The 12,945-nt window shown below is 65.8% G+C and carries 10 protein-coding genes; 5 read left to right on the plus strand and 5 right to left on the minus strand.

Going from position 1 to position 12,945, the window contains the following annotated elements; translation table 11 throughout:
- Window positions 1-42 precede the first annotated feature (42 nt).
- Complete coding sequence (locus NFH97_RS16260; protein WP_349625139.1) at window positions 43-867, minus strand: alpha/beta fold hydrolase; 825 nt, start codon at window positions 865-867, stop codon at window positions 43-45.
- Between the two features lie 162 nt (window positions 868-1,029).
- Window positions 1,030-1,785, minus strand: coding sequence for a glycerophosphodiester phosphodiesterase family protein (locus NFH97_RS16265; RefSeq protein WP_253028834.1), 756 nt, complete (start codon window positions 1,783-1,785; stop codon window positions 1,030-1,032).
- Window positions 1,786-2,031: 246 nt separating this feature from the next.
- Here NFH97_RS16265 and NFH97_RS16270 point away from each other — a divergent pair, with 246 nt between their 5' ends.
- Window positions 2,032-2,685, plus strand: a complete 654-nt coding sequence (locus NFH97_RS16270; protein WP_045994595.1) for a hypothetical protein — start codon at window positions 2,032-2,034, stop codon at window positions 2,683-2,685.
- Between the two features lie 241 nt (window positions 2,686-2,926).
- Here NFH97_RS16270 and azu read toward each other — a convergent pair whose 3' ends face one another.
- A complete protein-coding gene (gene azu / locus NFH97_RS16275; RefSeq protein ID WP_349625140.1) occupies window positions 2,927-3,421 on the minus strand; it encodes an azurin in 495 nt (164 codons plus the stop codon).
- Window positions 3,422-3,706: 285 nt separating this feature from the next.
- Between azu and NFH97_RS16280 the strand changes: the two genes are divergently transcribed.
- Window positions 3,707-4,684 carry an NADPH:quinone reductase gene (locus NFH97_RS16280; protein WP_045994597.1) on the plus strand — a complete coding sequence of 326 codons (978 nt, stop codon included), beginning with the start codon at window positions 3,707-3,709 and terminating at the stop codon, window positions 4,682-4,684.
- A gap of 160 nt (window positions 4,685-4,844) precedes the next feature.
- Here NFH97_RS16280 and NFH97_RS16285 read toward each other — a convergent pair whose 3' ends face one another.
- On the minus strand, window positions 4,845-5,810 hold the full coding sequence (locus NFH97_RS16285) for a MurR/RpiR family transcriptional regulator (protein ID WP_349625141.1): 966 nt from the start codon (window positions 5,808-5,810) through the stop codon (window positions 4,845-4,847).
- A 155-nt stretch (window positions 5,811-5,965) separates the two neighbouring features.
- Between NFH97_RS16285 and NFH97_RS16290 the strand changes: the two genes are divergently transcribed.
- The 3 genes from NFH97_RS16290 (at window position 5,966) to NFH97_RS16300 (ending at window position 10,195) form a co-directional block, all read left to right on the plus strand.
- A complete protein-coding gene (locus tag NFH97_RS16290) occupies window positions 5,966-7,300 on the plus strand; it encodes an aspartate aminotransferase family protein (protein WP_349625142.1) in 1,335 nt (444 codons plus the stop codon).
- Window positions 7,301-7,398: 98 nt separating this feature from the next.
- Window positions 7,399-7,959 (plus strand): carboxymuconolactone decarboxylase family protein, encoded by a 561-nt coding sequence (locus NFH97_RS16295; protein WP_045994599.1) that lies wholly within the window; start codon window positions 7,399-7,401, stop codon window positions 7,957-7,959.
- 181 nt (window positions 7,960-8,140) lie between these two features.
- Complete coding sequence (locus NFH97_RS16300; RefSeq protein ID WP_349625143.1) at window positions 8,141-10,195, plus strand: SLC13 family permease; 2,055 nt, start codon at window positions 8,141-8,143, stop codon at window positions 10,193-10,195.
- A 60-nt stretch (window positions 10,196-10,255) separates the two neighbouring features.
- Here the strand turns inward: NFH97_RS16300 and NFH97_RS16305 are convergent, their stop codons facing one another.
- Window positions 10,256-12,706, minus strand: a complete 2,451-nt coding sequence (locus NFH97_RS16305; protein WP_045994601.1) for an acyl-CoA dehydrogenase — start codon at window positions 12,704-12,706, stop codon at window positions 10,256-10,258.
- Between the last annotated feature and the right edge of the window lie 239 nt (window positions 12,707-12,945).

Raw genomic sequence — 12,945 nt, forward strand, 5'->3', positions numbered from 1 at the left:
GTCTTTGTCAATTGCCCGTTCGATGAGGCGTACTATTATCCGCTATTGCGTCCCTTGCTCTTCACCATCATCTACGTTGATTTGCTCACCCAGCAGGCTCGTGATGTAGTCAAGGACTCTGTCAGGCTGCTCGCGATGGGGCACGTGGCCACACCCCTCCAGCAATACCATCCGTGACGACCCTTGAGGCAGTTGCGCGTAGCGTTCGGGCTGCTCTGGCGAGCCGTATTCGTCCTGGTCACCGTGCAGCGCCAGTACAGGACACCGGACCCGTCTGAGGGTGTCATCCAGGGCCCAGCCCCGAAAGTCGGGGTCCAGCCAGGTCTCTACCCAGGCGTCGAGCACCCAGCGGGCCTTGTCCCCATGGTACTTCTTCAGGCGCTCGATCTGGCCGGGCAGGGCGAACGTATCGCGGGCCTGTCGGATGCCCGAAAGCGTGCGTTCTTCCACAAAGGCCTGGGCCGCCAGGGTAATCAGCGCCTGGCAATCGTCGTAGTGGGCAGCGATACCGGCAGCCATGCAGCCGCCCACGCTATGGCCCAGAACAACGAAACCCTCGAGCTTTAACGCACGATGAAGCGCGGCAAAGCCCTGGTGCGCTTCGTCGGCGATAAAGGTGTGGGTCAGTCGGTCTGGGTGGCGCGTGGATTGGCCGAAGCCCAGTCGATCGTAAGCGATCACTTCGCGGCCGGTGGTCTGGCACAGGGCTTCGGGCAAATCCCGCCATAGCTCAACGCAGCCCAGCGAGTCATGCAGCAACACGATGGGCGCGCCCTGGGTATCAGGCTCGGGACGCCATCGACGAACAAACAGCGATTGCCGGTCTGTGTCGTGAAGTGACACCTGAAGGTCAGATACCTGGGGCATGAAGTGGCTCGCTGGCAGCAACATATCAAGCTCACTCTAGCGAGTGGCCGCTGGCCTGCCAAGCAAGCGCTAGGTTTGGACAGGTTGCTTTCAGGACGGGTCGCTTTTTTAATACAGGGCCATGCCAGTGCCAGAGCCGCTTCAAGGATACGCCTTGGCAAGTTACGTACTGTCGGCAAAGCGTTCGGGGTCATCGGAAATGACGGTGGTCACGCCCCATTTCCAGTACTTGGCGAAGGCCACCGGATCATTGGCGGTATAGCACAGCAGCGGTGTGCCGCTCTGGGTGACTTCCCGAGCCCGCTCTTCCTTCAGCTTCTTCCAGTCGCAGTGCAGACTGTAGGCCTGCACCGCTTCCATGTCGTGCCGCCAGTTCTTGCCGATCTTGTCGACCAGCACCCCAAGGGCGAGCTGGTCGGGCGTGGCGATGCTGCGGGCGTGATCGAGGGCCGCCGGGCTGAAGGAAGACACCAGTCGACGTTCGAACGGCAGCGCTTCCAGCAGACGCGGGATCACCGATTCGGCCAATGCTTCGGGGTCGCGTCCCCGGGTCACCTTGAGTTCCAGGTTGACCGCCATACCGCGACGATCGATCAGATTGAGCATGTCGTCGAGTGTCGCCATGCGCTCACCGCGAAAGCGCTCGGCGTACCAGGCGCCGACGTCGTATTCCCTGGCCTGTTCCAGACGCAGCTTGCTCAACTTGCCGCGCCCGTTGGAGCAGCGCCGCATGCCGGGGTCGTGCCAGATCACCGGGGTGCCATCACCCAGCAATTGCACATCGAGCTCGACCCAGGTGATACCGGCTTCCCAGGCTAGCTGGACGGCGCTCAGGGTATTTTCCGGTGCATGGGCCGACAGGCCGCGATGCGCCATCAGGCGGGGCAGGTCGATAAGGGGCGTGCGAGATGTCGTCATGGGCTCTCCTTGGCTTGGCGTCACAACATGGCACCGGCTTTCGTCATCATCGGACATGACCGTCCTGCTAGCCAGAGGCTGCACGCCTCCATGTTGGGCCACAAAGATGACCGAACGGCGACGACATGAACACCCCATCTGTCGCAGCGGTACGCCGAGGGCGGTGTCGCTGCCTGGAATATGCTAGTCTCGCCGGTTTCGACAAGTGGGTCAGCGCCGGTCGGCGCCAGCAATTAGAGGTCAGTGATGAAGGTCGTCAAAATCAACGAGCCCCAGCAGCGGGAAGCCTGCCTGGCACGCCTTTGTGCGGAAGCCTACGGTCATCAGGCGGGTATCGCCCCCCTGGTCACCTTCGCCGGCGTCATCGGGGTGCTGTTCAAGCAGGAAGCCGCCCGGCTTCTCGCGCTGGTGGACGATCAGTCCCGTCCCATCGCGCTGGCCCTGCTGGTCAGCGACGAAGCCGGTACCAGCATGAATGTGGCCCAGTTGACGTCGCTGGATCCTGACGCCGAAAGTGCGGTCGACGGCGGCAACAAGACCGGCGCGGAAAGCGATAGCCAGGGCGAGGCGCAAAAGCCGGCCGGCAAGGGCAAGCTGAATCCCGCCCTTCGTCTGGTGGCGGAACTGGCGCTGCGGGCGCCGCTGCGGGTGGACGTGGTCAGTGATGCCCAGAAGGCCGAGTTTAGCGCCGCCGGTATCCAGCGCTGGATCAAGGGCCCGGGCGAGCTGCAGATCGGTCTGGGACCCAAGCATACGGCCACCAGCCTGGATAATCTGCCGCGTACCCTGACCGTGGACGAAGCCTCCGTGGTGGCCAACTTCAAGCAGGACAAGGCGCTCTTTGAGGATTACAAGAACCGCTTCGTCAGAGGCCTGGAGTCCTTCCCGCGGACGTTGTGATCAGCGACGGAAGGGCACCTGTTGGGTCCTTCCCGCGGACGCTATGAACTAGTAGAAGTGGTAGCAACAACGAAGCCCCGGTCCCTGCCTCTTTTGGAGGCGAGGGCCGGGGCTTCGTCGTTGGGCAAAGGGTCGGCGCTTGCCGGGCCGAGGTGGTTGTTGATCCGCTCGCGGGCAGCAAGAACGGAGGTGGCCCGGGTCACGCCGTCAGGGATCGATGCCCGTCGATCCGTGCAGTTGTCTAGCCTTCGCTGGTGAGGCTGAACGATCCCTTCATCATCGAGGAGTGGCCGGGGAAGGAGCAGAAGAAGGTCAGATCCTGGTCGGCGAGTCCTTCGGTGTCGAAGGTGATGCTGGTGGATTCGCCGCCGCCGATGATGTCGGTGGCGGCCAGGATGCGGTCATCCTCCGGCAGGTAGTTGCTGTCGAGTCCCGCCTGCATGCCGGCGGAGGCAATCTCCTGATAGGCGTCGGTAGGGGCCAGCACCCAGTTGTGTCCCATCACGTTCTTCGCCATGGAGCCCGAGTGGGTCAACGTCAGACTGACGGTCTCGCAGCTGGCGGGTACGCTCAGCTCGCTCTTGTCGTACTGCATCTGGTCATTGGAATCGATGGTCAGCCGGCACTCTTCGGCGACGTTGTCCGCGGCGCCGTCATCCGCCACCGCCACGGCAGAGAACAGCGGCACGGCGGTGATCGCGAGGATGGAGGCAGAGGAAAGAAGGGCATGTTTCATGACAGCGTCCTTTTCGTTGCTGGATAGGGTGGGTGCAGGGTTTGCCACGACCGTTCACGGCGTTCAGCAAAGGGAAGCGCGGTGCACCACACAATATGTATCCATGTTTATATATGAACTGTATACAGGTTATGAGTCTCGTAGACATCAATGGAGCTGTCAAGCGCCGACAGTGATCCCGTGGCCACGGCTGTGCCGACGGCAAATCCAGTTTGGACTTGACCGAGGTCGAGCAGAGCGCTTGACTGGGCGTACATACCCGTTAGCAGCGTAAGGAAGCCTTTCATGGCCAAGCGGATTCAATTCGCACGCACCGGCGATTCCGAGGTGCTGGAACTCGTCGATACACCGGCGGCCGAGCCGGGCCCCGGCGAGGTACGCGTCGCCAATGAGGCGGTGGGCCTCAACTTCATCGATATCTACTTCCGCACCGGTCTGTATCCGGCGCCGTCCCTGCCGTCGGGCCTGGGAACCGAAGGCGCTGGCGTGGTCGACGCCGTGGGCGAGGGGGTCGATCATCTGCAGGTAGGCGACCGCGTGGCCTACGCCCAGGGGCCCCTGGGCGCCTACGCCGAACTGCACACCCTGCCGGCGGACAAGGTGGTGGCGCTGCCCGAGGGGATCAGTTGCGAGACCGCAGCGGGGGCCATGCTCAAGGGTCTGACGGTGCAGTACCTGCTGCGTCAGACCTACCCGCTGCAGGGTGGCGAGACCATCCTGTTCCACGCCGCCGCCGGTGGGGTGGGATCGATTGCCTGTCAGTGGGCCAAGGCCCTGGGCGTCAAGCTGATCGGCACGGTCAGCTCCGTCGAGAAGGCGGAGCTTGCCAAGCGCAACGGCGCCTGGGCGACCATCGACTACACCAAGGAAGACGTGGTCGAAAGGGTGCGCGAGCTGACCGGTGGCGAGATGGTCGACGTGGTCTACGACAGCGTCGGCAAGGACACCTGGGAGACCTCGCTGGACTGCCTGAAGCCGCGCGGCCTGATGGTCAGCTTCGGCAACGCCTCCGGACCGGTCGAGGGGGTCAACATCGGCATCCTCAACCAGAAGGGCGCGCTCTACGTCACTCGGCCGAGCCTCAACGGCTACGCTGACAGCCCGGAGCGGCTGCAGGACATGGCCGACGAGCTGTTCGACATGATCGAGAGCGGCAAGGTGAAGATCGACGTGGCCCAGCGCTTCGCCCTGGCGGAGGCCGGCAAGGCCCAGGACGCCCTGGCGTCACGCAAGACCACCGGGTCTACCGTGCTGCTGCCCTGAGCGATCGATCGCCGATCCCTATCTTCTTGATCGAACTTGTCCTTCGGACAGAGCGGGCCCGCCAAGTTGGCGGGCCCGCTTGCATTTCAGGGAGGCGTCGGCCTGACGGCGGAGTGGCTTGCGCACCGGCTGCCCTGGTCGCCGTCGGTTCTGCTTGGCGCTACAGCGACGCCCCCAGCTCGCGAATCATCTTCTCGCGCCGCTTGAGGGCGGCCAGTCCCTCGTCGCCCAGGCGATCCGCCACCTCGGTCAGCAGGCCCTGGGCCAGCAGGAAGAAGGCGCCCATGGCGTTGGAGAAGAACAGGCTGTCGGTAGGCACCAGGAAACGGTATTCGGCGACCCGGGCAAGCGGAGACGACTCGCTGTCGGTCAGGGCGACCACCCGAATCCCCGCCCGCGCCGCCACCCGTGCGGTTTCCAGCACGCTGGTGGTGTAGGGAAAGCAGCTGATCACCACCAGCAGGTCCCCTTCATCCAGTTGCGCCAGGGCGTCGGCCACCCCCTGGTGTCCCGCATCCAGCTCCCCGGTATCGGCACGCAGCATGCCAAGCCCATAGGCCACGAACTGCGCCAGCGACGCAAACTGGCGTTGCCCGTGGACCCTGACCCGACGGGCGAGGGCCAGCAGCTCGACCACCCGGTCGTAGTCATCGGCGTCGAGTCGCTCGAGCAGGCCGGCGAAGTTGGCGCTCTCCTGGCGTCCGAGCCGGGCCAGCCGGGCGACACCCTGGCCCTGGTCGCGATCGGTCGACAGCCTCGAGGCCAGGTCGCTGTAGAAGTGCTCGCCGCCATCGGCCAGATCCCGCCGAAACACCGCCTGCAGCTCGCCGAAGCCGTCGAAGCCCAGGCGCTGGGCCAGCCGGGTCAAGGTCGAGGGGTTCACCTCGAGCCGCCCGGCCAGCTCGCTGATCGAGGCCACCGCACTCGCCTGCGGCGACTCCAGCAGCGCCATCAGCACCCGCAACGATCGTTTGCCCAGGCGAACGTCGCCGTCACCGGCCTGGATCTGCGCCGCCAGTTCCTTCAGGTCGCCGAGGGTGCTCGATTCGCCGAGGCGAACAGGGCGGTGCCGAGCGCTCCGCTCGGTCGGTGGCTTGGTGGCGGGCTTCGAGTCGCGAGAGGGCATGGCGTCTCCTTGAATGACGAGCGGGCCAGTGTGCCAGCTTGGCAGGCGTCTGTCCGGTGAGGCGTAGACACAATTTGCAAATATGCATTGTATAAAAATAGAATGCATTTAATATTTGCATTTATACGATGTCGTATCTACCTGCTGGAGGTTCCATGAGCCGCGTCTTTCACCGCCACCTCAAGGCGTCCTATCCCACCGCGGTGGCAGGCGATGGGCCCTATCTGATCGATGCCGCAGGCAAGCGCTACCTCGATGCCTGTGGCGGCGCGGCGGTGTCCTGCCTGGGGCATAGCGATCCCGAGGTGCAGGCCGCTATCAGCGAACAGGTCAAGTGCATGGCCTACGCCCATTCAAGCTTCTTTACCTCGGAGCCGATGGAGGCGCTGGCCGACTTTCTGGTCGATCGCGCGCCCCAGGGCATCGGCAGCGTCTACTTCGTCTCCGGTGGTTCCGAAGCGGTGGAAGCGGCGCTGAAGATGGCGCGCCAGTACTTTCTCGAGATCGGCCAGCCAGAGCGCACCCAGGTCATCGCCCGGCGCCAGAGCTACCACGGCAATACCCTGGGGGCGCTGGCCACCGGCGGAAACGCCTGGCGTCGGCGGCCCTTCGAACCGCTGCTGGCTGACACCACCCACGTCAGCCCCTGTTACGCCTACCGCGGCCAGCGCGCCGACGAAAGCGCCGAAGCCTACGGCGAGCGACTCGCGGTGGAACTCGAGGACACCATCGAGCGGCTGGGGCCGCGCCGGGTCATGGCCTTTGTCGCCGAGCCGGTGGTGGGGGCGACCCTTGGCGCGGTGCCGGCGGTGCCCGGATACTTTCGGCGGGTGCGCGAAATCTGCGATCGTCACGGCATCCTGCTGATTCTCGATGAGGTGATGTGCGGCATGGGGCGCACCGGTAGCCTGTTTGCCTGCGAGCAGGAAGGCGTCAGCCCCGACCTTCTGACCGTGGCCAAGGGCCTGGGCGGGGGCTACCAGCCCATCGGCGCCACCCTGGCCAGTGCGCGTATCCGCGACACCATCGCCGAGGGCACCGGCTTCTTCCAGCATGGCCACACCTATATCGGCCACGCCACCGCCTGCGCCGCGGCGCTGGCGGTGCAGCGCGCGGTAGAGCAACGCGGCCTGCTTGAGCAGGTGCGGGCCAGGGGCGAGGCGCTGCGTGCTCGCCTCGAGCAGCGCTTCGGCGACCACCCGCACGTCGGCGATATTCGTGGACGCGGGCTGTTTCTGGGACTCGAGCTGGTGGCGGACCGGGCCAGCAAGGAGCCCTTCGACCCCGACCGACGCCTCAACGCCGGGGTCAAGGCCGCCGCCATGGACCAGGGGCTGATGTGTTATCCCGCCGGCGGTACCCTGGACGGACACCGTGGAGACCATGTGCTGCTGGCGCCGCCCTATATCGTCGAGGAAGATCATCTCGACGAGATCGTCGACAAGCTCGACGCCGCCTTGCAGCAGGCGCTTGGCCAGGTGGGCCATTGAGTCCATGCCTGGCGCTTCGGCCCGCGCAACACCACTGACACACCAGGCCCGCCAAGGGGCGGGCTTGCTACCTTTTTTCCCACGTACAGGATGACAGCATGACCCTTCGTTCCCGCTTGCCCGAGCTTGACGACGCCACCATGAGCGCGGAGCAGCGCCGGGTGCTCGACGATATCCTCAGCGGCCCCCGCGGCAACCTCGATGGTCCCTTCCTGGCCTGGGTGCACAGCCCACAGCTTGCCGACCATGCCCAGCGCCTGGGCGCCTTCTGTCGCTACCATACCTCGCTTCCGCTTCGCCTCACCGAGCTTGCCATCCTGACCACCGCGGCCTGGTGGAAGTCCCAGGCGGAGTGGCAGATCCACGCCCCCATCGCCCTCAAGGCCGGCCTGTCCGAGTCGGTGGTCGAGGCCTTGCGAGAAGGCCGCCAACCGACCTTCGAGCGCAGCGACGAAGTCATCGTCCATCGCCTGGCCAGCGTGCTGTATCAGCACCGGCGCGTCGATCAGGCCACCTACGACAGGGCTGTGGAGGCTTTCGGCGAGGAGGCCGTGGTGGAACTGGTCGGGGTGCTTGGCTACTACGCCCTTGTGGCGATGACGCTGAACGTGTTCGAGGTTCGCCGAGGCGATGAACCGCTGCCCTTTGACGAACCCTAACCCTTTGCCGAACCCCAGCCCGTTGACGAAGCCTGCCCTTCGTCGAACCCTCCTAGGCGCGCTGACAAGGTGTTTTAGGCTACGCTGAATCAGCGGTACCCTGGCGCTTTCTCGGTGACGCTTTCGCGACCTCCAGCACTCTGCAATCGCCCGTCAGGGCGCCGCCCAGGGAGGGGCCGGCATGGACGACAGTCTTCTGGTATTTATCGTGCTCGGGCTGACGCTGGCGGCGTTCGTCTGGGGGCGGTTTCGTTTCGATCTGGTGGCGCTGGCCTCCTTGCTGGCCTCGGTGGTGCTGGGGCTGGTGCCGGCCGACCAGGCCTTTTCCGGTTTTGGCCATCCGGCGGTGATTACCGTGGTGGCGGTGCTGGTGCTTTCCCGTGGCTTCGAGCGGGCCGGGGTGGTGGATGTGATCGCCGCCCAGGTGCTCAAGGTCGGCGACAGGCTCCTGTACCAGCTATTGGCGCTGACCGGCCTTGTCACCGTGCTGTCGGGCTTCATGAACAACGTGGGTGCGCTGGCGTTGCTGCTGCCGGTGGCCTTGCGGATGTCGCGCGAACACGATACCTCGCCGTCGATCCTGCTGATGCCGCTGGCCTTTGGCTCGCTGCTGGGTGGCCTCACCACCCTGATCGGGACCCCGCCCAACATCATCATCTCGAGCTACCGCGCCAGCGTCGCCGGCGAGCGCTTCAGCATGTTCGACTTCTTCCCGGTAGGCGGCGCCGTGGCACTCGCCGGGGTTGCCTTTATCGTGCTGCTGGGCTGGCGCCTGGTGCCAAGGCGCACCGGCCAGGCCAGCCGCGACGCCATGTTCGATACCGCCCACTATCTGGTGGAGGTGCGGGTCGACGCCGATGCCCAGGCCCTGGGCTGGTCGCTGCACAAGCTGAGGCGCAAGCTCGACGACAACGTGCCCGTGCTGGCGCTGGTGCGGGGCGGTCATCGCTACGCCGGTCACTCTTTCTATGGGGTGCTCAAGGAGGGCGACATCCTGCTGCTGGAGGCCGGTCCCGAGGAGCTCAAGGCGCTGGAGGATCGTGCCGGACTGCGGGTCGGTCTGACACCCGAGGAGGCGCCGGATCCTGATGCCGAGCAGAGCGACGACGAGCCAACCAACACCGAGCCAACCGACACCGAGCAGACCGGCAGCGATGATCAGGTGCGGTCCTCGGACAACGCAGCGGCCACGTCGACGTCGGCCCAACCATTGAACGCAGACGGCAATGCCGGGTCCGCTTCGCTGGCCCGGCGTACCCGCCAACTGGTCGACGAGGACGAGCAGGCGCGAGAGCGCCGTGTCACCCTGGACGAGACCCGTGAGGCGGCGCGGGGCACCGAGGACGGCGACGAGCGCCAGGACGACAAGGCCCCCGAAGACCTGCACCTGATCGAGGCGGTGGTGCGCAACGACGCCGCCATCAGCGGCCGCACCGCCGCCGAGCTGCGCCTGCACCATCAGTACGGCCTGCACCTGGTGGCGGTGGCCCGTGACGGTGGGCGCCTCAAGCAGCGTCTGCGCGATATTCGTTTTCGGCCCGGCGACGTGCTGCTGCTGCAGGGCGACCCCGAAGGGCTGGGGGAGAGCCTGACGGTGCTTGGCTGCCTGCCGCTGGCAGACCGGCGCCTGACCCTCGGCCAGCCGCGCCAGCTTGCGCTGTCGGTGGGCATCTTTGCCGTCGCCATCACGGCCATGCTGTTCGATCTGCTGCCGGCGGCGGTGGCCTTGTCGCTGGCCGCGCTGGTCACCCTGCTGGTGGGGGTGCTGCCGCTGCGTGAAGGCTACCGTGCCATCGACGGCCCGGTGGTGGTGTTGCTGGGGGCGATGATTCCGGTGGGGCAGTCGCTGGAGTCCAGCGGCGGGGCCGGCCTGATCGCCGATGCCATGCTCGGGCTTGGCAGCCAGTGGCCGCCCATCCTGGTGCTGGCGGGGCTCTTCATGGTCAGCACCTTGCTGTCCAACGTCATCAACAATGCGGCGGCGGCGCTGTTGATGGCGCCCATCGCGGCGAGTCTCGCCAGCGGTTTCGAGCTGTCGCTTGACCCCTTCCTGATGGTGGTGGCGATCAGCGCTTCCTGCGCCTTTCTGACGCCCATCGGCCACCAGTCCAACACCCTGGTGATGGGCCCCGCGGGCTATCACTTCAGCGACTACTGGCGCCTTGGCCTGCCGCTGACCCTGGTGGTGATGGTGGTCGCCATCCCGCTGATCATGCTGGTCTGGCCGCTGCAATAACGGCCAATGAAAACGCCCGGGCTGGGCCCGGGCGTCGTGGTGGTGCGCGAAACGTCGGCGCTACGCGGTGACGTTGTGGTGGTTCATCTTTTCCTTGTCGGTGACGAAGGCGTCAAAGGCGAAGTCGTCCACGCTCAGCATGTCGAGCACCTCGGCCTCGCGCTTGCGCATGAAGTCGGCATCCTCCTCGCTGATCAGACCCTCCTCGAGCGCGGCTTCCAGGCGTTCTTCCGGGTGCAGCGCCTGCACCGGCAGCTTGCCCTTGGAGTACGCCTTGTTGATCTGGCGATAGAGCACCTCGGCGCGGTCCTGGGTTTCCAGCAGGGCGTTGTAGCGCGCCACCGGGTTGTCCTGGACCTGGTCGTTGCTGTCCCAGGCGCCGACCAAGAGCTTCTTGCGCAGGGCGCTGTCGGTGGACACCGCACGGGCGATGGACCGGGCCAGGTCGTCGTGGGGGCGTGCCCAGCGGCGGCCCAGCGGCATCACCAGCACCTTCAGGGTCTTGCCCAGCGCCCGGTTGGGCAGGTTGTCGAAGACCTCGACGAAGGCTGTCTCGGCGCGGTTGAGCAGGAAGCGGCAGGCGTAGTGCATCAGTTCCGCCTCGCCCTCGACCTTGTCACCCTCGTGCCACTGCTTGATCACCATGCTCACCAGATAGAGGTTGGAGAGCACGTCACCCAGGCGCGCCGAGAGCATCTCGCGCTGCTTGAGCTCGGCGCCCAGGCTCGCCATGGCGGCGTCGGCGCACAGGCTGAAGCCGGCAGACAGACGGGCCACGTCCTGGGCGTAGGGGCGGGCGACCTCGTCGAAGGGGCAGGACGGCTTGCCGATGCCCAGGCCCATGGTGAGGGCGCGGGCGGCGTTGCCGAAGATCAGCCCGGCATGGCGGAAGAACGCCCGGTCGAAGGCCTTGGCGTCATCGGCGTCCTTGGCCGCCAGTTCCTCCAGCACATAGGGATGACAGCGGATCGCGCCCTGACCGAACACCATCAGGTTGCGGGTCATGATGTTGGCGCCTTCCACGGTGATCGCCACCGGGTTGGCACTGTAGCCGATGCCCAGGTAGTTGCGCGGGCCCAGGGTCACCGCCTTGCCGCCGTGGATGTCCATGGCATCGGCCAGGATGTCACGCTGGAACTCGGTCAGCTGGCTCTTGAGGATGGTCGATGGCACCGCCGGCGCCTGGCCGTGGTCGATGGTGTTGGCGGTCTGGTAGACCGCCGCCTGGGCGATGTAGGCCTTGGCGGTAAGACGTGCCAGCGGCTCCTGAATGCCCTCCATCTCGGCCACCGGCACATTGAACTGGCGACGGATGCGGGCGAAGCCGCCGGCCCAGCCGATGGCGTAGCGGCCGGTGCCGGTAGCGCCGGAGGGCAGGGTGATGCAGCGGCCGACCGACAGACACTCGATCAGCATGCGCCAGCCTTCGCCGGCCATCTCGGGGCCACCGATGATGGTGTCCAGCGGCACGAACACGTCCTTGCCACGAATCGGACCGTTCATGAAGGGGCTGCCGATGGGGTGGTGGCGGCGGCCGATCTCCATGCCGTCGGTGTCACGCGGTACCAGCGCGCAGGTGATGCCGAGGTCTTCTGTGTCGCCCAGCAGGTGGTCCGGGTCGAACATGCGGAAGGCCAGGCCGACCACGGTGGCGATGGGCGCCAGGGTGATCCAGCGCTTGTTGAAGGTCAGGCGCAGGCCCAGCACTTCCTTGCCGTCGATTTCCTGCTTGCACACGATGCCGACGTCCGGCAGCGAAGTGGCGTCGGAGCCGGCGCGGGGGCCGGTCAGGCCGAAGCAGGGGATCTCGCGGCCGTCGGCCAGGCGCGGCAGGTAGTGGTCCTTCTGCTCCTGGGTGCCGTACTTGAGCAGCAGCTCACCCGGACCCAGCGAGTTGGGGACACCCACGGTGGACATCAGGGTCTCGTTGACCGCGAGCTTCTGCAGCACCGCCGACTGGGCCTTGGCCGAGAAGCCGAGACCGCCGTACTCCTTGGGAATGATCATGCCGAAGAAGCGTTCCTTCTTCAGGTAGTCCCACAGCTCCGGCGGCAGGTCGGCGCGCTCGCGGGCGATGTCCCAGGCGTTGCACATGCCGGCGGCCACGGTGCACTGATGGTCGATGAAGGCGCGTTCCTCGTCGCTGAGGCCGTCATCCTTGAAGTCGAGCAGGCGCTGCCAGTCAGGACGGCCGGAGAACAGCTCACCGTCCCAGGCCACGCTGCCGGCCTCAAGCGCAGTACGCTCGGTATCCGATACGCGGGGGGCGACCTTCTTGAACATGGCGAACAGACGCGGCGACAGCCAGCCATGGCGCAGCGCCGGCAGGCCGCAGACGGCGATGACGGCGGCGGTGATCAGCAGCAGTACGCCGACGAATTCGGCGTCGAGGACCAGGCCCGCGACCCCGAGAATGGCGGGCAGGGCGGCGGCAGGCGCGGCCCCGGCCTCGCGGCGGGCGATGGCGATCAGGCCAACGACCGCAAAGATGAGCAGGAGCAGGCTGAGCATGGGCGGTTCTCCTTGGAGAGCGATGAGAGGAAGTGTGGTTGTAATAAAACGCCTGTTTGAATTCTTGCAGATTAGCCCATCGCCTGACAACCGGCCATCGAAAACCTTGCCTCTTGCACCATGGTCGAACTAGAGGTCTCTTAGCTGCACAAAAAAGGCCCCGTGAAAGTCACGGGGCCAGGTCGATGTCGTCTAAATCGTGTCGCCGCCAGCGGCAGCTTTTCCGGCGTCAGCCAGGC

The sequence above is a fragment of the Halomonas sp. SCS19 genome (assembly GCF_040147015.1).
Lineage (GTDB): Bacteria > Pseudomonadota > Gammaproteobacteria > Pseudomonadales > Halomonadaceae > Halomonas > Halomonas litopenaei.

Coding starts and splice junctions, on each gene's coding strand:
- NFH97_RS16260 (WP_349625139.1), bottom strand. CDS start 867: ATGCCCCAGGTATCTGACCTTCAGGTGTCACTTCACGACACAGACCGG.
- NFH97_RS16265 (WP_253028834.1), bottom strand. CDS start 1,785: ATGACGACATCTCGCACGCCCCTTATCGACCTGCCCCGCCTGATGGCG.
- NFH97_RS16270 (WP_045994595.1), top strand. CDS start 2,032: ATGAAGGTCGTCAAAATCAACGAGCCCCAGCAGCGGGAAGCCTGCCTG.
- azu (WP_349625140.1), bottom strand. CDS start 3,421: ATGAAACATGCCCTTCTTTCCTCTGCCTCCATCCTCGCGATCACCGCC.
- NFH97_RS16280 (WP_045994597.1), top strand. CDS start 3,707: ATGGCCAAGCGGATTCAATTCGCACGCACCGGCGATTCCGAGGTGCTG.
- NFH97_RS16285 (WP_349625141.1), bottom strand. CDS start 5,810: ATGCCCTCTCGCGACTCGAAGCCCGCCACCAAGCCACCGACCGAGCGG.
- NFH97_RS16290 (WP_349625142.1), top strand. CDS start 5,966: ATGAGCCGCGTCTTTCACCGCCACCTCAAGGCGTCCTATCCCACCGCG.
- NFH97_RS16295 (WP_045994599.1), top strand. CDS start 7,399: ATGACCCTTCGTTCCCGCTTGCCCGAGCTTGACGACGCCACCATGAGC.
- NFH97_RS16300 (WP_349625143.1), top strand. CDS start 8,141: ATGGACGACAGTCTTCTGGTATTTATCGTGCTCGGGCTGACGCTGGCG.
- NFH97_RS16305 (WP_045994601.1), bottom strand. CDS start 12,706: ATGCTCAGCCTGCTCCTGCTCATCTTTGCGGTCGTTGGCCTGATCGCC.